The sequence below is a fragment of the Priestia sp. 3CA3 genome, from assembly GCF_056836725.1.
Genome location: NZ_JBXENJ010000002.1, coordinates 407,772 through 427,961 on the forward strand (window position 1 = coordinate 407,772; position 20,190 = coordinate 427,961).

27 protein-coding genes and 1 pseudogene are annotated in these 20,190 nt (G+C 39.2%); 9 read left to right on the top strand and 19 right to left on the bottom strand.

Annotated elements, in window-relative coordinates:
• Positions 1-195: 195 nt before the first annotated feature.
• The 7 genes from AC1VNJ_RS07005 to AC1VNJ_RS07035 all read right to left on the bottom strand — a co-directional run bounded on the left by AC1VNJ_RS07005 (position 196) and on the right by AC1VNJ_RS07035 (position 3,342).
• On the bottom strand, positions 196-606 hold the full coding sequence (locus AC1VNJ_RS07005; protein WP_028414446.1) for a disulfide oxidoreductase: 411 nt from the start codon (positions 604-606) through the stop codon (positions 196-198).
• A complete protein-coding gene (locus tag AC1VNJ_RS07010) occupies positions 606-1,313 on the bottom strand; it encodes a DsbA family protein (protein ID WP_482640498.1) in 708 nt (235 codons plus the stop codon). Before AC1VNJ_RS07010 ends, AC1VNJ_RS07005 begins: the two co-directional genes overlap by 1 nt.
• 36 nt (positions 1,314-1,349) lie before the next feature.
• Positions 1,350-2,201 (bottom strand): M56 family metallopeptidase, encoded by an 852-nt coding sequence (locus AC1VNJ_RS07015; protein WP_482640499.1) that lies wholly within the window; start codon positions 2,199-2,201, stop codon positions 1,350-1,352.
• A 3-nt stretch (positions 2,202-2,204) separates the two neighbouring features.
• Positions 2,205-2,618: a BlaI/MecI/CopY family transcriptional regulator gene (locus tag AC1VNJ_RS07020; RefSeq protein ID WP_482640500.1), complete on the bottom strand. Its 414-nt coding sequence runs from the start codon at positions 2,616-2,618 to the stop codon at positions 2,205-2,207.
• A gap of 84 nt (positions 2,619-2,702) precedes the next feature.
• A complete protein-coding gene (locus AC1VNJ_RS07025) occupies positions 2,703-2,840 on the bottom strand; it encodes a YvrJ family protein (RefSeq protein WP_028414450.1) in 138 nt (45 codons plus the stop codon).
• A 55-nt stretch (positions 2,841-2,895) separates the two neighbouring features.
• Positions 2,896-3,108, bottom strand: coding sequence for a DUF2922 domain-containing protein (locus AC1VNJ_RS07030; protein WP_482640501.1), 213 nt, complete (start codon positions 3,106-3,108; stop codon positions 2,896-2,898).
• Between the two features lie 15 nt (positions 3,109-3,123).
• Positions 3,124-3,342, bottom strand: a complete 219-nt coding sequence (locus AC1VNJ_RS07035) for a DUF1659 domain-containing protein (RefSeq protein WP_013057868.1) — start codon at positions 3,340-3,342, stop codon at positions 3,124-3,126.
• A gap of 118 nt (positions 3,343-3,460) precedes the next feature.
• Here AC1VNJ_RS07035 and AC1VNJ_RS07040 point away from each other — a divergent pair, with 118 nt between their 5' ends.
• The gene (locus AC1VNJ_RS07040; RefSeq protein WP_028414451.1) at positions 3,461-3,904 is read left to right on the top strand and encodes a hypothetical protein; all 444 of its coding nucleotides are present in this window, start codon (positions 3,461-3,463) and stop codon (positions 3,902-3,904) included.
• A 38-nt stretch (positions 3,905-3,942) separates the two neighbouring features.
• Here AC1VNJ_RS07040 and AC1VNJ_RS07045 read toward each other — a convergent pair whose 3' ends face one another.
• Both AC1VNJ_RS07045 and AC1VNJ_RS07050 read right to left on the bottom strand, forming a co-directional pair.
• A complete protein-coding gene (locus AC1VNJ_RS07045) occupies positions 3,943-4,089 on the bottom strand; it encodes a hypothetical protein (RefSeq protein WP_221817582.1) in 147 nt (48 codons plus the stop codon).
• A 157-nt stretch (positions 4,090-4,246) separates the two neighbouring features.
• On the bottom strand, positions 4,247-5,569 hold the full coding sequence (locus AC1VNJ_RS07050; RefSeq protein ID WP_033580541.1) for an AlbA family DNA-binding domain-containing protein: 1,323 nt from the start codon (positions 5,567-5,569) through the stop codon (positions 4,247-4,249).
• 148 nt (positions 5,570-5,717) lie between these two features.
• Between AC1VNJ_RS07050 and AC1VNJ_RS07055 the strand changes: the two genes are divergently transcribed.
• Complete coding sequence (locus AC1VNJ_RS07055; protein WP_328158909.1) at positions 5,718-6,272, top strand: HAD-IIIA family hydrolase; 555 nt, start codon at positions 5,718-5,720, stop codon at positions 6,270-6,272.
• Here AC1VNJ_RS07055 and AC1VNJ_RS07060 read toward each other — a convergent pair.
• On the bottom strand, positions 6,223-6,798 hold the full coding sequence (locus AC1VNJ_RS07060) for a poly-gamma-glutamate hydrolase family protein (RefSeq protein WP_311264704.1): 576 nt from the start codon (positions 6,796-6,798) through the stop codon (positions 6,223-6,225). The genes AC1VNJ_RS07055 and AC1VNJ_RS07060 overlap by 50 nt on opposite strands.
• Before the next feature lie 237 nt (positions 6,799-7,035).
• Here AC1VNJ_RS07060 and AC1VNJ_RS07065 point away from each other — a divergent pair, with 237 nt between their 5' ends.
• Positions 7,036-7,569 carry a TetR/AcrR family transcriptional regulator gene (locus AC1VNJ_RS07065; RefSeq protein WP_482640502.1) on the top strand — a complete coding sequence of 178 codons (534 nt, stop codon included), beginning with the start codon at positions 7,036-7,038 and terminating at the stop codon, positions 7,567-7,569.
• Positions 7,566-7,892 (top strand): DMT family transporter, encoded by a 327-nt coding sequence (locus tag AC1VNJ_RS07070; protein WP_013057875.1) that lies wholly within the window; start codon positions 7,566-7,568, stop codon positions 7,890-7,892. Before AC1VNJ_RS07065 ends, AC1VNJ_RS07070 begins: the two co-directional genes overlap by 4 nt.
• A 97-nt stretch (positions 7,893-7,989) precedes the next feature.
• On the opposite strand, the gene AC1VNJ_RS07075 is transcribed toward AC1VNJ_RS07070, so the two are convergent.
• Positions 7,990-9,567: a peptide chain release factor 3 gene (locus tag AC1VNJ_RS07075; RefSeq protein WP_028414456.1), complete on the bottom strand. Its 1,578-nt coding sequence runs from the start codon at positions 9,565-9,567 to the stop codon at positions 7,990-7,992.
• 242 nt (positions 9,568-9,809) lie between these two features.
• The gene (gene cspD, locus AC1VNJ_RS07080) at positions 9,810-10,007 is read right to left on the bottom strand and encodes a cold-shock protein CspD (RefSeq protein WP_013057877.1); all 198 of its coding nucleotides are present in this window, start codon (positions 10,005-10,007) and stop codon (positions 9,810-9,812) included.
• Between the two features lie 327 nt (positions 10,008-10,334).
• Here cspD and AC1VNJ_RS07085 point away from each other — a divergent pair, with 327 nt between their 5' ends.
• Entirely contained in the window at positions 10,335-11,057 is a 723-nt protein-coding gene (locus AC1VNJ_RS07085) for a DUF421 domain-containing protein (protein WP_231099203.1), read from the top strand.
• Positions 11,058-11,134: 77 nt separating this feature from the next.
• Here AC1VNJ_RS07085 and AC1VNJ_RS07090 read toward each other — a convergent pair whose 3' ends face one another.
• Entirely contained in the window at positions 11,135-12,622 is a 1,488-nt protein-coding gene (locus tag AC1VNJ_RS07090; protein ID WP_033580536.1) for a hypothetical protein, read from the bottom strand.
• A gap of 545 nt (positions 12,623-13,167) precedes the next feature.
• Between AC1VNJ_RS07090 and AC1VNJ_RS07095 the strand changes: the two genes are divergently transcribed.
• From AC1VNJ_RS07095 to AC1VNJ_RS07110, 4 genes are all read left to right on the top strand, one after another.
• A complete protein-coding gene (locus AC1VNJ_RS07095) occupies positions 13,168-13,782 on the top strand; it encodes an NAD(P)-dependent oxidoreductase (RefSeq protein WP_033580534.1) in 615 nt (204 codons plus the stop codon).
• A 22-nt stretch (positions 13,783-13,804) separates the two neighbouring features.
• On the top strand, positions 13,805-14,053 hold the full coding sequence (locus tag AC1VNJ_RS07100) for a hypothetical protein (protein WP_033580533.1): 249 nt from the start codon (positions 13,805-13,807) through the stop codon (positions 14,051-14,053).
• Between the two features lie 239 nt (positions 14,054-14,292).
• A complete protein-coding gene (locus AC1VNJ_RS07105) occupies positions 14,293-14,571 on the top strand; it encodes a zinc ribbon domain-containing protein (RefSeq protein WP_482640503.1) in 279 nt (92 codons plus the stop codon).
• A gap of 75 nt (positions 14,572-14,646) precedes the next feature.
• A complete protein-coding gene (locus tag AC1VNJ_RS07110) occupies positions 14,647-15,372 on the top strand; it encodes a PrsW family glutamic-type intramembrane protease (protein WP_482640504.1) in 726 nt (241 codons plus the stop codon).
• A 463-nt stretch (positions 15,373-15,835) separates the two neighbouring features.
• Here AC1VNJ_RS07110 and AC1VNJ_RS07115 read toward each other — a convergent pair whose 3' ends face one another.
• The 6 genes and pseudogenes from AC1VNJ_RS07115 to AC1VNJ_RS07140 all read right to left on the bottom strand — a co-directional run bounded on the left by AC1VNJ_RS07115 (position 15,836) and on the right by AC1VNJ_RS07140 (position 20,148).
• Positions 15,836-15,976: a hypothetical protein gene (locus AC1VNJ_RS07115; RefSeq protein WP_176343797.1), complete on the bottom strand. Its 141-nt coding sequence runs from the start codon at positions 15,974-15,976 to the stop codon at positions 15,836-15,838.
• Positions 15,977-16,216: 240 nt separating this feature from the next.
• Positions 16,217-16,489: pseudogene (locus tag AC1VNJ_RS07120) on the bottom strand (manganese catalase family protein); the annotation flags it as partial.
• 36 nt (positions 16,490-16,525) lie between these two features.
• On the bottom strand, positions 16,526-17,482 hold the full coding sequence (locus AC1VNJ_RS07125) for a siderophore ABC transporter substrate-binding protein (RefSeq protein WP_033580631.1): 957 nt from the start codon (positions 17,480-17,482) through the stop codon (positions 16,526-16,528).
• Between the two features lie 23 nt (positions 17,483-17,505).
• On the bottom strand, positions 17,506-18,264 hold the full coding sequence (locus tag AC1VNJ_RS07130) for an iron ABC transporter ATP-binding protein (RefSeq protein ID WP_028414465.1): 759 nt from the start codon (positions 18,262-18,264) through the stop codon (positions 17,506-17,508).
• Positions 18,258-19,205 carry an iron chelate uptake ABC transporter family permease subunit gene (locus AC1VNJ_RS07135; protein ID WP_482640505.1) on the bottom strand — a complete coding sequence of 316 codons (948 nt, stop codon included), beginning with the start codon at positions 19,203-19,205 and terminating at the stop codon, positions 18,258-18,260. The genes AC1VNJ_RS07130 and AC1VNJ_RS07135 overlap by 7 nt, the downstream gene beginning before the upstream one ends.
• Positions 19,198-20,148: an ABC transporter permease gene (locus AC1VNJ_RS07140; protein ID WP_482640506.1), complete on the bottom strand. Its 951-nt coding sequence runs from the start codon at positions 20,146-20,148 to the stop codon at positions 19,198-19,200. Before AC1VNJ_RS07140 ends, AC1VNJ_RS07135 begins: the two co-directional genes overlap by 8 nt.
• Positions 20,149-20,190: the final 42 nt, after the last annotated feature.

Below are 20,190 nucleotides of genomic sequence, written 5' to 3' on the forward strand. Positions count from 1 at the left end.
TGAGCGGGGCTTTTTTTATAAGAAAAGCATATTTTTTTAAAAAGCTTTTCTCTTTTCACCGTTTTTTCACTTTTCTTTTATATACTGTTCTTGTCAAAACAATTTCATCATTTTTCATAGATGTACCCTATTTGCACCCGCTTCTTGTAAGCGGGACTTTTTTTGTTTTCAGATAAAAAAAGCTTAACCCGGAGGTTAAGCTTTTTTCATCTGCTTGCGAAGAACAAGCATCATAATCGTAATAATGGTAAACGCAATAAACGCTAAAAAAGGAATGGTGATAAATCCAAGCCAGTTAATATATTGACCTGAGCAAGGAACACCGCTTGTACACGTTTCAAATGCTTTAAGAGCCGGTATCTTCTGCAGGCAATAATGATAGCCTGAAAGCGCCATACCAATCACCGAAAACGGCAGGACGTATTTGTAGATGAACGTATCATTCCGGTACACGGCTACACCTAGCACAATCGCGAGCGGATACATTAAAATTCGCTGATACCAGCAAAGTTCGCACGGGATAAAGTGAAGAACTTCACTAAACGTCAAGCTTCCAAGCATCGCGATAAGCGCTGTAATCCACCCGAAAACCAAAGACTTGTTCATTATTTGTTCTCCTTAGCCGCATCTTTGACCATTTGATCAAAGTCATCGATTGTTTTTCCTTCGAATTTTTTGCCGCCTACATAAATGGTTGGTGTACCTGTGATGCCTAAGTCATTGGCTGTCTTCATATCTTGATTAAACGCATCTTTTCCTTTTCCGTCTTTAAATGCACTCGCTACTTTTTTCGCATCGGCATCGCTTGACACTTCTTTCAGCGTATCTTCTAAGTAAGATTCCGTTAAGACATCTTTCTTTTCGTCCGCTGCGTTTTGCTTTTTATAAAGAAGTTCATGGAATTTCCAAAATGTATCGTTTCCAAGCTCTTTGTATACCGTTTCGGCGAATTCTGCTGCACGAGAGGAGTCGTTGTTGATAAATGCATAGTTCATAAAGTAGAATTTCACTTTACCTGTATCCACATAATCTTTTTGAATCAGCGGGAAAAAGGATTCCGTGAAGTTTTTGCAAGCCGGGCATTTGTAATCTCCAAACTCTACCACTTCTACCGGAGCTGACTCTTTTCCAAGATACGGCTGATTATCATATGTAAGAGCGGCCTTTTCATCTCCTCCGCCCTTTGACATATTCGAAAGGACGATTAACCCTAAAACACAGACCGCAATAATTCCAATCACCCAAAAAATCCACTTGCTTGAGGATGTTTGCTGATTGGGCGTTACTTTTTTCTTTTTCTTTGCTTTTGACACAATCTCATCTCCTTCTTTTCTTTCTCTCTTACAAACTTACAAAGCTGTTAGAGCTGTAAAAATCAGCGCACACAAAATAAAAAACACGTATAGCGACGTCAGCGTTAAAATAACAGGAGGCTGCATCGGCATTTTCGTTTCCGGATTTAAAATATATTGAATGCGATAATTAACCGACGTATCAGCAAACGATACGTGCGCACACGAGAGACTTGTCTGTCCCGTTTTCACCATTTTTAAAAGCGCGCTGCCGATGTGAGCAGGCGTGCCATTTTTCACAATGGCATCTTGATCAGCCAGCACTTCACGCATAACTTTGAAGCGTTTATGGCTCCATTTAATAAATGGAATATACCATAATGCAGAGGCAAGCGTACTTAGCAAAAACGTTTTGAGCGGGTCTTTGTTTGCAACGTGCGAATGCTCGTGATAAATAACGGCTTCGAGTTCATTTTCATCAAGCACCGACAGCAACCCTGTAGACAGGACGATATGCGGTGTAAACAGCCCCATCGTTAAGGCAATGGGCTGATCTGTTGTTAAGACCGTTAAATCCTTTCCGTACGCTTTTTGCAGGTCAGCCGTTGTTGTTTCATCTCGCAGCTTCGTAATCATTTTACGGACTTTCCGCATTTGAATCACTTGCTTTACAGCTTTAATGAACAGTACAAACATCGTGTGGAAAATAACGGCATTCAGCATGTATTCAATAAAAAACAAGCCGAAAAAGTGGGCTACTTTGTTACAAAGTAAAATTAAGTTAAACGATAAATTCCATCCAAACAGCAAATGCAGCACATACATCCCCATTTGCATAAGCAACGTCACGGCAATAAAAAAGCACAGGTTAAAAATAAGCTTAGAACGCTTTAGTATTCCTTGATTCATTGATTATTCATCCTTTTTTAACTGTTTGACTTTTGATTCGAGCATACTTAACAGTGAATCATCGACTTCTTCTAGCGCATCAAGCATATGAGTAACAGCAAGCGAGCCAAATTCATCGATCAATTCGTGCGTTAACTCTTTCGACTGAGCGTCGATAAATTCCTCTTTAGAAAGAATGGGCTGATACATCGACGTACGTCCTTTTAAACGCTTTTGCAACACGCCTTTTTCCACCAGTCGATTCATAACGGTCATAACGGTGTTGAAGTTAACTGTTTTTTCTTTCTCAAGCACGTGCTGCACGTCTTTAATGGACATTTCACTTCCGCTCCATAAAGCCGTCATAATTTTTGCTTCAAGCGGGCCAAAAAAGCGATTAAGGCCGGTTTCGTTAAATTTGAATTTTTCAATTTTCATATTCGACACCTCACACTACTAATTGTAGTGTGAGGTGTCAAATCCGTCAACTTTTCCATGACAACCGCCTTACAATTGTCATAATCACTTTTTTACTTCATCGGTTAAATGCTGAATGGACAGCACAACTGTATCGAGCTTGGCTTCGATTCGGTGAAGTAAATAAAGCGTCACCACAATAGGAAACCCAACGTCTGAAACAAGCGTAAACCACTCTGCCATCTTCCTCTCTCCTTTTAAAAAAGCCCTTCGCACCGAAGTGGAAGGACTTTCATTTTTAAATCGTAAATTCGGTTACATTTCGCTCGACAATTTGGGCGCCTTTTCTGGCAACAAGCGCTCCGCCGCTTGAAGTAAAGACATCGCTTGCGATCAGCGCGTTCATTGCTGTTGTGATGGCTGCTGCGTCTAACGTATCTTTTGGTGATTCAATCGATAGGCTTACTGCTTTTTGTGACTCATTCAAAAACTGCATCGTTAAAGTTTTCATACTCTACCTCTTTTCTTATTTTAAAAGTGAAAACGTGACAACTTCGTTGATTTCAACAAGCGGCAGCGACTGCAGGCTGGCGATGGTTTCGCTTGCTGTAATGAGTGCATCTGCAGAACTTCCGGGCTGAATGTTCATATAGGATTTTGTCTTTAAATCGGGTTTTCCATCCTCTTTTATTCCTTGTTCTAATACTAAGCGAAGCTGGCTTGAATGCTGAATTTTTTCTGCCATCTTTTATTCCCCCTTTCACTTTATATATAGAAATGGAAATAGGAAAGAGGGATGATGGAAACATAAAAATTTTTGGTTTATAATGGGAGATAGTCTGAGTTAGAAAGAGGCTTTGGTAATGAGAAAGTGGAGCTTTTTATTTTTTGTTCTAGCATTCATGCATCCAGCTTCAGCACTTGCTGATGACGGTGCAGATGAAAAAAAGCTTGGTCCGTTTTACTACACGGTTTCTCATGATTATAGTCGAGAAAAATGGGATGTAGGGGTGTTAAATCAGCAAGACAAAACGAACATTCCTGAGACTGATTTGAACGATGAAACGCTAAAACTGTTTCAAAGCACGGTTGATGATTTAGCAGAGCTCGCGATTCGATTTGCTGCTATGAGCGTACTGCTTGTATGTTCACTCGTTGTTTTTACGTACTTTCGCATTCAAAAAAAACGCCCTTTTCTCCGCTTGTTTTTTATTTTTTCAAGCGTTGGCTTTCTATTTTGCGTCTATACATCATTGGAGTTATTTAAAAAAACTGAACAAGCAAAATCTTTATTTTACTTACTATGACTTGAAACCCAAAAAAACCAGCCGATTGGCTGGTTTTTTCATGCATTTCTTACGGTTATGTAGTTCTGTTGATACGTCATTTCTTCCGTTTGCTTTTGCTGCTCCAAATGATAATAAGCAGCGCATACTCCTCCTAGACCAGCAAGTGCTAGGACAATTAGAAGTATGGATGTCGCTTTTTTCATTACTTTTTCTCCCCTTATGTTTAACCCTACCTAGCAACGGCAGCTGTAAAAAAGAGTCCCCTTTCTCTTCTTTACTTGCTCATTACTTACGAAAGATATTATCATACTTTTTTTCATTTTTGTCATTTTTTTAGCTATTGTCAAAAAATTGTATATTTTATACTCGGTTTAACGAATGTTTAAGAAAGTCCATGGACTGATTTTTTGAAAGGCCAAACGCCGTTACGATATAATCAACGTAGGCAAGAAGCTCGACGTTTCCCCCTAGTTTTGTTGTTTTAAATGATTGATTAAACCGATACTGCTTTTTATCTGAAAAGACGAGCCCTTCTTCTTCTAGAAATGTTTGAAACTGCTGATGCGGAAAGTAAAGCACATCATTTCGAACGTTCTCTAAATCAATTACAATAATCATGTCTTCGAGCTCAGTTTTTAGTTCCATCATACAATCGATGTATCCGCCGATGCAGCTGATTAAAGATGTAAGAAAAAAGGGTCCGTTTATATATTGAAACTGCTCAAAAATCGTCTCATCAATGTAGCTTGAAATGCTGGATTTCAGCACGTCATGAATTTGTTTTGGTTCTTCCATATACGGAATAGGAATGTGAAACTTAGCTGATCCGTTATAAAACTGCTCCCACGCAATTGTTTTATCGTATGCATCAATTACATCTGTGCTTCGAAAAATGATGGATTCCGCTGAATAAGAAGCTTTGACAAACGGTGTATGCAGCATCACCATACTCTCGTCGTCCAAACGATAGTGTTTTGGTTCGCTAGACTTGCTTAAAATATATTGCTTTAACCGTTCTTCTTCCATTTGTTCGATTAAATGCAAATCATATAGTGGCAGCACGTACATATTACACATCCCGTAATGAATATAGCTTTTCCCGTGCATCGGCCACTTTCTGTTATAGATAGACAGTTCTTTTGTGCAAAATTCCTCTATTCGCTGCGTTTGATCCTCCGATTTTTGATAAAGACGATCTAAATGATAGCGATCATCGATTTCCGTAACGGGAGATGTGCCGCTTCCAATTCTTCTGTAAATTTTCCCGTAAGACATGTACGGAGGGTTCGGACCTTCGGGAATCCAAATAACAAAGACACCTTGCCCGGGGTGATCTTCAGGTGATAAAAAGCGCGTAACGATACGAGGAATGGGGTTGGTGACATCTTTCAGCATATTATTAATAAACAGCTCATATTCCTTGCGCTCGAGCAGGTTAATGGAATGGTCGTCTTCATCTACGCCAAAAATAAGCCACCCTCCTTTTTCATTGGCAAACGAAGCGATGATATTTGGGATTTTCCGTTTGACCGTTGAGCTTACTTCGCGCTTGAACTCAAGCTGATAGCCTTCTTCTAAATGTTTTTCCATCATGCGCTGCACATCTGAAAACTCAATTTCTCCAATTGTTTTTTTCTTTCCGTCTTCGCTTATAAATGGTGAATAAAACGATTCTTCGTTCACTTGTCTTCCCCTCCTCACCACTTCTATTTAACTTATCCATATGATGAGAAGTAAAAAGACAGTCATATTTCTTTGATTTTTTTCAAAAAACAAATTTTTTACCAAATTCATCCTGTTTTATATTATGATAGAAAAAGAGGTGAATAACATGATTGAAGCAATATTTTTGGACCGAGACGGAACGATTGGAGGCAGTAATGACATTCAATATCCAGGTGATTTTCAGCTGTTCCCCCAAGCAAAGCAAGCGATTAAAGACATAAAAAAACAAAACATTCCGCTGTTTTCCTTTACGAATCAGCCCGATGTTGCAAAAGGAAAGATAAATAAATCACAGTTTATCTCTGAACTTTTAGCTTTTGGATTTGATGATGTTTACCTTTGTCCTCATGAAGATTCAGACGCCTGTTCGTGCCGCAAACCAAACCCCGGCATGCTGTTAAAAGCAGCGGAGGAGCACAGCTTAAATTTGGCTAACTGCATCGTGATTGGCGACCGGTGGAAAGACCTAGTAGCGGCCAGTGCAGCAGGCGCTCACTGCATTTTAGTGTTAACAGGTGCCGGGCATGACACGTTACATGAACGAGAAAAGTGGGCTGATGTACAACCAACTCTTATTGCAGCCGATATACAGAAAGCTGTTGAATTTATCTTTACATCACTGAGTTCACAGCCGATACTATCGCATTCACATACTCGTTGAACAGCTGCTCATCCTGTAATAATTGTTCATACTGCGGAGTGGTGATTTCAAGCTGCAGTCCTTTATGCCGCTGATTGTCGTTGGCGATATTTCGAGGTGAAACGCCTTTTAAATGTACGGGCGTTTCACTGATCGGAAAATTCGAAAGTGCTTGACGCACCGCTTTTTCTAACTTTTCGTCTCTTCCTCCGATATAAGTTGTACAGACATCGCTATAGGCACCGTGAAGAGAAATGGTGATCTCTGATTTTTTCACAAGATGACGCGCCATTTCTTCATCGTAGTTTGCAGACGTAACATGTAATTCAAACGGATTTTCTGTTTTCAGCGTTTTAAATACGTACACCGTTGCGTTCAGCTTTTCTGCTATTTTTTCCGCTACTTCTTCTGTCCCAATTTCCATCGTTCCCCCGTGAATCGCAAGCACGACAATGTCTCTCCGGCGAATGACACATTTTATTTCGTAATCAATTCCGGCTCGTTCGCACTGTGATAATTCTTGAAAACTTTGATACACATCCCTCATCGGTTTCTTCACACCTTTCTTTTATCTTTCATATACCCAGGCTTTAATTTTCCTTTTTCTTCATATAGTAAAAGTAGTAAAGGGATTAACCCTTTGTTTACGCGTTCATTTTTGTTTTTATACTTTATATTTTAGTGTGCACAAAAATTTTTTTTGAAATTCGAAATAAAAGTATTGCCAAACAAACCGTCCAGACGGTAAAGTATTCTAGGGAAAATCAAAAAGGAGGAAATTCATGTGTCTACATATGATGATATATTGCTTGGGGCCACTCAGGTTGTGCAGCGTGACGGCGTTGGAAATTTGACGCTTGAAAAAGTAGCAAAAGAAGCCGGTGTTAGTAAAGGCGGCTTGTTGTACCACTTCTCATCAAAAGATGAATTGATTCAGCAAATGCTGCATTCAGTCACAAAGCAATATGATGACGGGCTACACGTGCAAATTGAACATGACGATGCTCCTGGCAAATGGAGCCGGGCTTATCTCGCTGAGACGCTTCATGACCTTCAGCGTGAACAAGCGATGAGCGCAGGGTTGCTTGCAGGTATTGCAACGAATCCTGAACTTCTGCAGCACCTTCAAACACACTACAAAAAGTGGCAGCACCATATTGAACAAGATGGCATTGACCCTGTCCTTGCTACCATTGTGCGCTTAGCAGCCGATGGATTATGGTTCAGCCAAATGTTTGGGCTCGCACCCGTGGATCCAGACATGCTAAAACAGATTCAACAACAACTTCGGAAATTAACAGAGGAGGGTTTTCGATGAAAGCCTATTTATTTTTAGCAATTGCAATTAGTTCAGAGTTATTTGGTACATCTATGTTAAAAGCATCAAACGGATTTACAAAATTTTGGCCTAGTCTTGGTGTTTTATTAGGATTTGGTCTTGCTTTCTATGCGCTTTCCACATCGCTTCAGCACATTCCGCTCAGCGTTGCATACGCCATTTGGTCTGGTGTAGGAACTGCTGTGACAGCTGTGATTGGTGTAGTCATTTGGAAAGAAAGCGGCAGTCTTACGATGGTATTTGGCATCGTATTAATCATTGCAGGAGTCATTCTTTTAAATTTAAAATCAGTGGCTCACTAAAAAAAGAGCCAGTAAATACTGACTCTTAAGCAAAGGAGGAAAATCGACTGTCTACTTATGAAAGTAGTATGTATCGTTTTCCTTTTTTTATACTCTTTTATAGATTAAACGGATCTAGGAATTTAACAGATGGATATTTGTCCTGGAACAAACGCCATACAAAATCGTTTTCAAACATAAGAACAGCATGCTTATCACGATCTTCTACTAGCATCACGCGAGAATCTAGCATGCGATCTTCAATTGTTGCTTTGTCTACCCATTTTGCAATGTTGTGAGACATGCGTGTGAATTCAAGATCGACATTGTACTCACCTTTCATACGATGTTCAAATACTTGGAACTGAAGTTCACCGACTGCTCCTAAAATATAATCTCCAAAGAACGGCGTACGGTAAAGCTGTACCGCTCCTTCTTGTACAAGCTGATTAATTCCTTTTTCAAAGTGCTTGGATTTCATTGCGTTTTTCGCACGAACTTTTACAAACAGTTCAGGCGGGAACTTTGGAAGAGCGTCGAATTCGAATACTTTTCCCTCTCCTACAATGGTATCGCCAATTTGATACGTACCTGAGTCATACAAGCCAATGATATCCCCTGGATACGCTGTGTCTACTGTTTCACGGCTTGATGCCAAGAACTGATGAGACTGCGCTAACTTCATTTTGCGGTTCGTTCTTGCTAACGTTACGTTCATTCCACGCTCGAATTTTCCTGAACATACGCGTACGAACGCAATGCGGTCGCGGTGAGCTGGGTTCATGTTCGCTTGAATTTTAAAGATGAAACCTGAGAAGTTTTCATCCGTAGGCTGAACGGTGCCATTCGTTGATTCACGAGGCTGCGGCGGTGATGTTAATTGTAAAAATGAATTAAAGAAAGACTGTACGCCGAAGTTCGCAATCGCACTTCCGAAGAAAACAGGCGTTAATAAGCCTTGCTTTACTTTTTCAATTGAAAAATCATTACCTGCTTCGTCTAATAGAGATAAATCATCCACTAAGCCTGGTAAATACATTTCATCGACGTGTTTTTTAATTTCATCGTCGATATTTTCACCGTCAAAGTCTGCAAAATAAGACTCTTTGTTTCCTTGATACACTTCAATTTGCTTTGAAAAACGGTCATACGTTCCTTGGAATCGTTTCCCCATGCCAATTGGCCACGTTACAGGGTATGATTCGATACCAAGTACATCTTCAATTTCTTCAAGCAGCTCAAGCGGCTCTTTTCCTTCACGGTCTAATTTATTGATAAACGTTAGGATGGGAATACCGCGCATACGACAAACTTTAAAAAGCTTAAGCGTTTGTGCTTCAATTCCTTTTGTTCCGTCAATAACCATGACCGCACTATCTACAGCTGTTAAGGTACGATACGTATCCTCACTGAAGTCTTCGTGTCCTGGTGTATCCAAGATGTTAATAAAGTGATCTTTATACTCAAACTGCATAACACTTGATGTAACTGAAATTCCACGCTGTTTTTCAATTTCCATCCAGTCAGATGTAGCAAACTTGCCTGATTTTTTTCCTTTAACCGTTCCGGCTGAACGAATCATTCCGCCCAGTAACAGCATTTTTTCTGTTAACGTTGTTTTCCCGGCATCCGGGTGAGAAATAATGGCGAATGTACGACGTGAATCGACCATCGTTTCTTGAAGTTGGTTGCTCATACGTTTTAAAATCCTTTCTGCTCTACAATTCCTATTTTCATCATTTCATTATACGCTTTTTTTATACTGCGTGACTAGTTTTTTTCATATTTGAATACTTCTGCAAAATCAAAGAAATCGTCAACAAGGTGTAAAAAGCGAACAAGAAAAGACCCCTTTTATAAAAGGGGCCTTCTCCCAGTTTAGTTTAACGACCGACCAGAGAAACGTTCTGCTGATCGGCTTAAACTTTATAAAAAAAATTACTTTTGAACGTTAGCAGCTTGTGGTCCACGGTTGCCTTCAACGATTTCAAATGTAACTTCTTGACCTTCTTCTAAAGTTTTGAAACCTTCGCCTTGGATAGCAGAGAAATGAACGAATACATCGTCTTGTCCTTCTACTTCAATGAAACCGAAACCTTTTTCAGCGTTGAACCATTTTACTTTACCTTGTAACATATCTCTTTTCCTCCTTGTGTGACAATCCACACATTGTGTATTACTCTATTCCTGCTCTTACAATAAGTCAAGACGAACACTTCGAACTATCCTTACCGAACAAAAATAAGCACCTTTATTGTAACAAATCCTCCAAAAAATTTCAAAGGAATTTGCACATTCTTTTTGTTCGCTTCTATCCCTTACCTACAGCCTTTCTACCCCTTTTTAAGCAGCCGAATGTGAACGAATTATCCGCACTTCTTCTTGATGTTTTTTCTTGTATAACGATCCTTTAAATGGATAACGCTATAGAGATAGATACTCTTTCTATTTATGAGAAAGCAGGTGACATCACAACCTATGGAAGACATTCTCATGTCCCTTCTTAGAACCTTTGTTTCTTTTATTATCTTAAGCATTACAACTTTCCTGATTGGAAAACAAATTAACACCCATAACAATCATTTTACGTTTGCGATGTCCATCATTATTGGGTCGTTCATCGCAAATATGGGATTTGATTTAAAATTAAAATTTCTGCCGATGTTCGCTTCTTTTGCTTTTCTTGTGGCCATTCATTTTCTTTTAGCATCAACAGCTCTAAAAAGCAGGCGCTTGCGAAAATGGATTACAGGACGCCCGACGGTTATTATGGAAAAAGGAAAGCTTCTTGAAGCAAATATGAAAAAAGTCAAATATTCCATTGACGACTTGAATCAGCATTTACGAGAACTAGGAACGTTCAACATTGCTGAAGTAGAATTTGCTGTTTTAGAAGTAAGCGGAAAACTGTCGGTATTAAAGAAAACTGCTTATCAAAACATTGCCAAACAGGACGTTTTGTCTAAGCCGTTTAAAGAAATGAATTTACCGGTAGAACTCATCATGGACGGAGAAATTATTCATAAAAATTTAACACCTCAATATACCGAACAATGGATCAACCTTGAGCTTTCAAATCGTCAGCTTCAGTTGAACCAAGTGCTGTATGCAGTTGTGTCAACAAACGGCATGCTCTATGTAGATGAGTATAAAGATCAGCTGTCCGCTCCTACAGACAGAGAATAAGGTTGAGACATAACTAAACGAGTTTGATTCTCCATAAAGAATCAAACTCGTTCGGATAAAATACGTTTGTCCCAGTTTTACTGTGCCATTTCTTCAACTGTTCCTTCTTTTAAGCCATAATAGTTCCGCTCAAATCGCTTTATTTCTTGATCATAGCGACGTACTTTTGCATCGGCTAGCTGGCGGCTTTGTTTTGTTTCTTCAAGCAGCTCGACCTGCTGATTAATTTGAAAAATAGTCGTCGTCAGCTCGTCTTGATAATCATAAATTTCATTTTGAATATCCACGCATACGGGCAAGCGATTTGCTAAAATAAAGTCCGTCATTTGCATAAGCACTTTTTTACGCTCTACTTCTTTCACTTTGCTTTTGACAGCTCGTTCTGCAGAACGGAACGTCAGCCTTACTTTAGAGAAGAAGTCACCTTTAATCGAAAGCTTGCGCTGCAGTTCTTCTACATCCTGTTTTAATGATTCATGCTCTTCAATCATTTTTTGAAGCACAAGCCCTCCGTTTAACGATGTGAGCTCCATTTCATCAAGCTGATGGCGAATGGCTGTTTTGAGCGTTTCAATTTGTTTCACCGTCTTTTTCTCCGTAGCGCGGAGCTGCTTAACATACTGCTCTGTTTTATAAATAAAGTTGTCTAACCGTTCACGATCAAACAGTGACTGCTCTTTCTTTTTTACATAATCTTGATACGTTGTGTGTACAGATGACCACTTGATCAATAGAGACTGATAATTCAACAGCTCATCCTGATGCTCAAGCTTGTACGTCCACATCAGCTGAACAACTACTAATAACAGCGGTAAAAACGTTCCAGCTTCTTTGCGTTTTGCAATAATTTCATGACTTTCAAAGCTCGCCATTAAAAAAAGCGGCGCATTCATACTAAATAGCAGTGCTGGCGGGTAATTAACGGGAATAAAGATACTCATTACGGTTGCCATAAGGCCTGAAATAGCAGGGTATGCGTGCGGAGGAAGCTGTTTGTATAGCTCGATTGTCCCTTTTTTTTGCAGCAGTTTCACAAGCGCTGCCTGCTGATATTCTCCTAATACATCAATCATTCTTTCCTGATACATGGGAGGAAGCTGCTCAATCCAATTCATCAGCTGCTGCTGAAACACAGCTTGCTGACGATTTGTAGCAATCATGTATTGCGAATCAATTAGATGAAAGAACAGTCGGATTTGATGGCGCATTACGTCTTCTAGCGTATGACAGCGTGCAATTGAAAACAGCTCATTGTATTTAGATACAAGCAAATTTCCAATGTTATCGCTTAACTCGTACAGCTCGCCGTTTGTTGTAGCATGAGAAACGGGAAGTTCAAAAAACTTCGCCATTTCAAGCAAAATATGCAGATGCATGTCTACTTCAGGCTGTTTTTCAAGCAATTTCATTTCTTCTACCAATGATGCTTGAAAATCCGTATGCTCCGTTTGCTGATACTGTGCTGACATTTCCGTATAAATGCGGTGGTCACATAACACATAAGCAGCTCTCAGGATATCGCCTTTAGACGTAAGCAACCCATACAATAACTGTTGTCCGTTCATCTTCACACCGTCCTTCATTAAATTTTCTTACTATAGCTTACTATAGCTTTCTATCATTTTATACTTTTTCTATAAATTCGATGCAATAGTTCAAATTTCCTGTTATCTTTCTTCTTGCTTTCTTAATACGAAGAGTACCGTCCAACATGACATCAGTGCAGGCGGGATCATCCAAGTCATATATCGCCACTCACCGGTCACAAGCGCCATAATGAGAAAGATGAGCGGAAAACCTATTAGTACTATGATAACACGTGCTCGGCTTACCGATTTTTTCATCGTGCATCGCCCCTTCTGTTCGTCCCTTATTCTTATAATACCCTTTCGCTTCTCTAGCATTAAACACCTTTATAAACCGTTCGTACATTTCTTTGTTTTCTAGACAGTCTATGACATAAGTTTTAAAAAAGAACAGAGGATACCTCTTACTTTGGTGAATCTCGTAAGTAGCTTTTATGTTTTGACAAGCTAAATCGAGAAAAATGTGTTATGGTAAAAGAAAATTTCGTTTTTACTACCTACATTGAAACGAAAGGGTTGATCGTATGAACATTTTTTTGATTGGCGCAAGCGGCAGGACCGGACAGGAAGTAATCAAGCAAGCGATTAAAAACGGACATTATGTAAAAGCTTTTGTGCGAAATCCATCTAAGCTTAAGGTAACGCATGCGAACGTACACATCATACAAGGCGACGTGCTTGATTATTATGAAGTGTGTCAGGCTATGCGAGGGTGTGATGCAGTCATTTCTTGTCTGGGAACCGAAAATCTAGGGCATTCTACCCTTTTAGTAGAAACGACAAATCTGCTGATTCAATGTATGAACGCAAACGGAATTCAGCGTATCGCCTACACGGCTTCAGCCGGAATCGACGGAGAAATTCCAGGCATGACGGGCTGGCTTGCTCAGCGTATTTTAAAAAATGTGCTTCGCGACCATCACGAAGCCGTGAAGCTCTTGAAGGTAAGCGGACTCGACTGGACCGTTGCTCGGCCAATGGGTCTAACGAGCGGTCCGTTAACCACGTATTATCGTATAGGAGAAGCTAGCATACCAGAAAACGGACGCAACATCAGCCGTTCTGATGTCGCTCATTTTCTCCTTCAAGCCGTAGAAAACAACAGGCACATAAAAAAATCACTAAGTCTTTCGTATTAAGTGTTCTAAAGGAGTGTTGATAGTGAACCTATCAAAAATTTTTCTAAAAATAAGTCTTGTACTTTTAATGGCATGCGTCTTTATTGAAGGTAATTTCCAAGTGGCGCTTGGCATCTTTGCTGCTGTTTGCATGCTTGTCATCATTTTTGCCAAGCCTCTTTCAAAATCGCTGCTTCCTGCTAATAAAAAAACAGGAAAAAAAGACCGTGAAACATTAATGATGGTCATTGGTGTCATCATTTTTATTTCAGGAAGCTTTTTTATTGCGTAGTAGCATTATAAACATCCACATTTTTAATCATATAAAGGGCTGTGCTGTAAGTCGAATATTCGCCTTATGACGCAGCCTTTTTTAGCTTTCATGAGGTCTCTTTCAGCAATAGCTTCTGTACCATTCCATTATTTAAGCAAATTACCTGCCAAACCCTCTTATGCTTTTTTTCATCAACTCACATAATAGATGTAGAAGATATCGTAAGACAAGCGTCAAAAGAAAGAGGAGGAAGATAAATGAAATGCCCCCATTGCGCTTATTCTAATCCGGAAGGGGTAAAATTCTGCTTAAATTGCGGCCATGAAATCGTGGACCACGATGAAAACTACAGCATATTCTACTTGTTTGCCCATCGTGTTGATAAAATTCCAAGAAATGAACGTTCGGTTGAACCTAAATTTCGAAATATATTCTCTCGAGTCTTCCGACAGCACAGTGAAATGGAAGCTGAACGGCTTTTTATTGTAGGGACAGGGCTTACGACTCCTAAAATAGAAGAAGTTGTAAATACATGACCAAAGCCCTGGCTTTTTGCAAGGGTCTTTCTTATTGCGCTTGTCGCATACTTAGGACTATATCTAGGCGTAAGTTTGTTCGAAAACATCAACTTTATACCCGGCCTTATTGTAGTCGGTGCTTTTGCAGTGCCATTTACTACGCTCATTTTCTTTTGGGAAATGAACGCTCCGCAGAATATTGCTATTTACAAAATTGTTTATGTCGTTTTTATTGGCGGAATCCTTTCACTTTTATTAGCACTTGTATTTTACGATGTTCTTGGAAATAACACAAACGTGATTGTGATTGGAATATGTGAGGAACTGGCTAAAGTTATCGCGGTTATTTATTTTGTACGCAATCTTAAATATAGATATATCCTTAACGGACTTCTCCTAGGAGCTGCAATAGGAGCTGGTTTTGCTGCTTTTGAAACCGCTGGCTATGCTTTGCGAGCACTTCTTTCCGGCAGCTTTCACATGCTTTATTCTACGATACTTTGGCGCAGTATTTTTGCTCCTGGAGGACATGTGGCTTGGGCTGCCTTGACTGGAGCTGCCATCTGCATCGTGCAAGGAGATAAGAAATTTCAGTGGAACATGTTGATAAAGCCCAAATTTCTCGGTATATTTTTGCTTGTCGTTTTTATGCACGCTCTTTGGGACTCACCTATACTAGGTATTTTCCCAGCAGGACATACGATTTTAACGGTTATATTATGGATTTTGGTATTCAGTATGATTCGTATTGGGCTAAAAGAAATCGCGGATAAAAAGTTGGAGTTGATCCACTACAAAGAAAAGCCTACACCCTCATAGGAAATGTTCAGCGTACATTAAGCTGCTTGTTTTAACTTTTTATTACCTTTATGTTTCATTTTAAAAATTGTTGTTACAAATTGTAAAAAACAGTATTCAAATTACCTGGACATGGTATGATAACCTCAATAACATGAAAGGGTGACTTGGTGGATGAACCTAACTGAAATTAAGCACATGATAGCAAATTTAGTAAATTATAAAGATAGTGACATTACTCATACTCTTGCTAATAGGTTTACACTAAGTTATTCAAACCAATTAAACAGTTTTCAAATCTGCGACATTGAGAACGATATCACTTATCGTTATGAAGAACTGGAAACAGCTGCGTTAGCTTTGTTTAATATGATTCATAACCTTCCCACGATCATGTATAGACATACTAATTCGTTTGAACAAGTTTAAAGCAGGCAAAAAAGCTCATTTATTAACATGAGCTTTTTTCTAGTTTTTGTCGATTTCAGTTATTTATAACCTTCTTCAAAAGAAGAATATCCTTTTTGATTGCCCGTCTAATTTCTTCAGCTTTACAGCGTTTGTATTCTTGTACTAAGCGATAGAGCTCTCTTTTAAATAAAAATTCATCTTGTTGACTACTCATAGCAGCATGCCCCTTATTAACTTTCTATCGCAAGCGATTAAAGAAAGTATTCCCTTTTCTTCTTATAAAAAACAATTAAATGAACACACATTTCATCCGAAGTTTATAAAAACGGCCAGATGTTCTTGCCTTTAGAGGAATAACAGCTCAAAAAACATAAAAAAACATTGACTACTAGTCCTCAGTCAATGTTTTTTAAATTACTTTAGTTCTAATTCACTAAAGCTAATTCGCATATTTTTAAGCGTTCATGTCTCCTAAACCTGGAGCGTACTCATTTGGCATTTCAGATAAGTGAGGAACGGGAAAAGCTTCCGGTGGAGGCGTTACGCTCAAGTCTCCGCCATTTCTGCTTGGCGTCTGCCCTTGGAATATTTCTTCCATTCTGTGCGGATCTGACCTAAAATCAAATTGCGTGTTATGATAGCCCATCTCGACAAATTTTCTTCATTCAAGGTATTTATTCATATCATAATTTGGTACAGGGAAAAGCTTGCCCCAGTCCATGCATAAAAAAAGAGCTGGTTAAAACCAGCTCCTTTTTCTCTATTATTTCTCTATCCCTGCTTTGATTTCTTTAATCATGCCTGCCATTGACTCAAGGCCTCCTCCAGATAAATACCAAAGACCTGGATCAAGATACACAACGTGATTGTTTTTCACTGCATTGACTTCTTTTACATACTCATTTTCAACAATTTGTTTAGCAGATGATTTTTCACCAATTGCTGCGCCGCGGTCAACCACGAATAAGTAGTCCGGGTTTTGCTTAACTAAATATTCATATGCAATGCTTTGACCGTGCTTAGCCGATGGATCTAGGCTGTCGTCTGCTGCTTTGATACCAAATACATCATGAATTAATCCGTATTTAGACCCTGGACCAAATGCTGTCATTTTGCTGTCATTTGCCATCATTACAAGCGCTTTTTTATCTAGTTTGTCCGCTTGTTTTTTCAAATCTGCAATTTGCTTATCAATTGCTGCTAGCTCTTTTTTCGCTTGATCTTCTTTATCAAAAATTTGTCCTAGTACTTTTGTGTTTTCTTTAAATGACTTCATATAGTGCTGGTTGTCCGTATCGATATAGATCGTCGGCGCAATTTTTGAAAATTCATCAAATGAATCTGCTTGGCGGCCTTGAATAATAATTAAGTCTGGCTTTAGTTCTGCAATCTTTTCGAAATCAGGTTCTTTTAAGCCACCTACATTCGCATACTTATCATCTTGATACTTTGATAAATACTCAGGAATCGCTTGTTTTGGCAAGCCCGCTACTTCAACGCCTAGTTTATCTAGCGTATCAAGTGCACCCATGCTGAATACTACAACTTTTTTAGGATTTTTCTCAATTTTAATTCCGTCTTTATTGAACTGATCGGTTACCGTTACCGTTTCTTTTTGCTTACTTTCTCCACCTGTTGTTTCTTTTGCTCCTTGATTACCGCAAGCGGCCACAACAATCGCCGTTAAGACTGCTACAAACATTACTAACACTTTTTTCACTTTTGTCACCTCATGAATAAATTTTATGAAAAATAAACGCAAATACGCTGTCCGCCAACCGTTTCGATTGGAATATCCATATCGTATATATCCTTTAATACAGATGTTTGAATGATGGTTTCTGTTGGGCCTTCACGGATCACTTCACCGTTTTTAAGCGCCACGATGTAATCCGAATAGACAGACGCAAAATTAATATCGTGAATGACAATCACAATGGTTTTGCCTAAGTCTTCTACGAGACGTTTCAACAGCTTCATAATTTCAACAGAATGCTTCATATCTAAGTTATTGAGCGGTTCATCTAAGAAGATATACTCCGTGTCCTGTGCGATGACCATAGCAATAAAAGCTCGCTGACACTGTCCTCCGCTCAGTTCATCTAAGTATTTATCTTGAATACTTTCAAGCTTCATATAACTCAGCGCCTGATCAACCGCTTGTTCATCGCTTTTTGTTAACCGGCCTTTTGAATAAGGAAACCGGCCAAAATTTACGAGTTCACGTACGCTAAGTCTGATATTCAGCTGATTGGACTGTTTTAAAATGCTCATTTTTTTGGCTAAATCCGAGCTGTCAATATTCTCTATATTTTTTCCTTCTATTGATATTGATCCTGAGTCGGCTTTAATAAGACGGCTCATAATGGAAAGCAGCGTACTTTTCCCCGCTCCGTTTGGGCCGATAAATGACGTGATTTTCCCTTTTGGAATCACCACAGATGTTTTTTCTAAAACGGTTTTTTCTCCGTATTTTTTACTGACATTTGTTACTTCTACCATGATTTATTCTCCTTTAGCAGCAAATAAATAAAGTAAATTCCGCCGGCAAAGTCAATGATGACGCTCAGCGTTGTGCTGAAGGTGAACACTTTTTCAACGATAAATTCTCCTCCGACGAGGGCTATAACACTAAGCAGCAGTGATCCCATCATTAAATAGGTGTGCTTGTACGTTTTGAACAGCTCTCTCGCAAGGTTCACAACAAGCAGTCCAAGAAAGGTGATCGGCCCAACTAACGCTGTAGCCACTGAGACAAAAATGGCAATCACAATCAGCATTTTTTTGACGAGCCCGTCATAATCAATCCCTAAATTTACCGCATGTTCTCTTCCAAGGGAAAGGACATCAAAAATGGACGTAAAGCGCCACACGTAAATGCCAAGCAGGATAAATATGACGGCTGCTATGTATAGCAAATCGGTATTCACATTGTTAAAGCTTGCAAATGATTTATCTTGTACAACTTGAAATTCATTCGGGTCAATCAGCATTTCCATAAAGGAAGACATGCTTTTAAATAACGTTCCGAACACAATTCCAACCAGTAAAATAAAGAAAATATTCTTACCGGCTTTTTTGAACATCAGTATGTACAGCAAGACCGAAAAGATAATCATCAGCGAAACGCAAAAAAGAAAGTTAAGATTTTTGTTCATGATGACAATATTCGTCGAGCCAAAGATGTACACAATAAACGTTTGCAGAAATAAATACAGTGAATCCAGTCCTAGAATACTAGGAGTTAGAATTCGATTATTAGTAATCGTTTGAAAGATAACGGACGAAAACGCAATCGCTCCTCCGGTTAAAACAATCGCAGCGACTTTTTCAATTCTTCGCGGCAGCGTGTACTGCCAGTAGCCTAAATCGTAGCTGATAAACAGCGCCACTGATAAACTGGCCAGCGCGGCGAGAATGATGATTTTATGTTTGTTATGCATAACGACCTCTCCTTATCAGCATAAAAAGAAAGATCGCACTTCCTATTACACCGACCATTAGCCCAATAGAGATTTCATAAGGGAAAATAATGACTCTGCCTAAAATATCGCACGCAAGTACGAACACAGCTCCAAGCAGCGCTGTATGAGGCAGGCTTTTTCGCAAATGATCTCCACGGTAAATCGATACGATATTGGGGATGATTAATCCTAAAAAAGGCAGCATGCCAACGGTCAAAATCGTAATCGACGTAATAAGCGAAACAATGACTAATCCAATGTTTACGATTTGTTTGTATTTCACGCCTAAATTGATTGAAAAGCTTTCTCCCATACCAGCAACCGTGAACTTATCTGCGAAAAGATAAGCAATTATTAAGAGCGGTATACTCAGGTATAAAAGTTCATATCGCCCTTTGACTACTAGCGAAAAGTCGCCTTGCAGCCATGAAGAAAGGTTTTGAATCAAATCGTATTTGTAAGCGATGAAGGTAGCTAGGGAACTTACGATACTGCCGAGCATTAAACCAACTAGTGGAATATAAATCGTATCGTTAAATTTAATTCTGTCTAGTATTCTCATAAACAATAGATTGCCCGCAAGTGAGAAAATGAAAGCAATGCTCATTTTTAATAGAGGACTTGCTGAAGCAAATACTAGTAGAGAAATCAACACACCAAGTCTTGCCCAGTCCATCGTTCCTGCAGTTGTTGGAGAGACAAACTTATTTCGCGTAATTTGCTGCATAATTAATCCGCAAATACTAAGGCTCATTCCCGCCATAATAATACTTAAAAGCCTAGGAAAACGACTAAAAAACAGCGTTTGGCTTTCTTCTTTTGTTAAATGAAACAGATCCATCGCTGACAGATCTTGTACTCCTACAAAAAGAGACAAAATCGATAGTACAGCAAACACAAGAATTAACTGATAAAACTTCAACTTTCCTTACTCCTTTCTTCTCTCTATAAGTCTAGTTATCTC

Coding starts and splice junctions, on each gene's coding strand:
- AC1VNJ_RS07015 (WP_482640499.1), bottom strand. CDS start 2,201: ATGAATCAAGGAATACTAAAGCGTTCTAAGCTTATTTTTAACCTGTGC.
- AC1VNJ_RS07005 (WP_028414446.1), bottom strand. CDS start 606: ATGAACAAGTCTTTGGTTTTCGGGTGGATTACAGCGCTTATCGCGATG.
- AC1VNJ_RS07020 (WP_482640500.1), bottom strand. CDS start 2,618: ATGAAAATTGAAAAATTCAAATTTAACGAAACCGGCCTTAATCGCTTT.
- AC1VNJ_RS07090 (WP_033580536.1), bottom strand. CDS start 12,622: ATGAACGGACAACAGTTATTGTATGGGTTGCTTACGTCTAAAGGCGAT.
- AC1VNJ_RS07095 (WP_033580534.1), top strand. CDS start 13,168: ATGAACATTTTTTTGATTGGCGCAAGCGGCAGGACCGGACAGGAAGTA.
- AC1VNJ_RS07025 (WP_028414450.1), bottom strand. CDS start 2,840: ATGGCAGAGTGGTTTACGCTTGTTTCAGACGTTGGGTTTCCTATTGTG.
- AC1VNJ_RS07030 (WP_482640501.1), bottom strand. CDS start 3,108: ATGAAAACTTTAACGATGCAGTTTTTGAATGAGTCACAAAAAGCAGTA.
- AC1VNJ_RS07045 (WP_221817582.1), bottom strand. CDS start 4,089: ATGAAAAAAGCGACATCCATACTTCTAATTGTCCTAGCACTTGCTGGT.
- AC1VNJ_RS07035 (WP_013057868.1), bottom strand. CDS start 3,342: ATGGCAGAAAAAATTCAGCATTCAAGCCAGCTTCGCTTAGTATTAGAA.
- AC1VNJ_RS07115 (WP_176343797.1), bottom strand. CDS start 15,976: ATGAGTAGTCAACAAGATGAATTTTTATTTAAAAGAGAGCTCTATCGC.
- AC1VNJ_RS07105 (WP_482640503.1), top strand. CDS start 14,293: ATGAAATGCCCCCATTGCGCTTATTCTAATCCGGAAGGGGTAAAATTC.
- AC1VNJ_RS07130 (WP_028414465.1), bottom strand. CDS start 18,264: ATGGTAGAAGTAACAAATGTCAGTAAAAAATACGGAGAAAAAACCGTT.
- AC1VNJ_RS07075 (WP_028414456.1), bottom strand. CDS start 9,567: ATGAGCAACCAACTTCAAGAAACGATGGTCGATTCACGTCGTACATTC.
- AC1VNJ_RS07040 (WP_028414451.1), top strand. CDS start 3,461: ATGAGAAAGTGGAGCTTTTTATTTTTTGTTCTAGCATTCATGCATCCA.
- AC1VNJ_RS07055 (WP_328158909.1), top strand. CDS start 5,718: ATGATTGAAGCAATATTTTTGGACCGAGACGGAACGATTGGAGGCAGT.
- AC1VNJ_RS07135 (WP_482640505.1), bottom strand. CDS start 19,205: ATGCATAACAAACATAAAATCATCATTCTCGCCGCGCTGGCCAGTTTA.
- cspD (WP_013057877.1), bottom strand. CDS start 10,007: ATGTTACAAGGTAAAGTAAAATGGTTCAACGCTGAAAAAGGTTTCGGT.
- AC1VNJ_RS07070 (WP_013057875.1), top strand. CDS start 7,566: ATGAAAGCCTATTTATTTTTAGCAATTGCAATTAGTTCAGAGTTATTT.
- AC1VNJ_RS07060 (WP_311264704.1), bottom strand. CDS start 6,798: ATGAGGGATGTGTATCAAAGTTTTCAAGAATTATCACAGTGCGAACGA.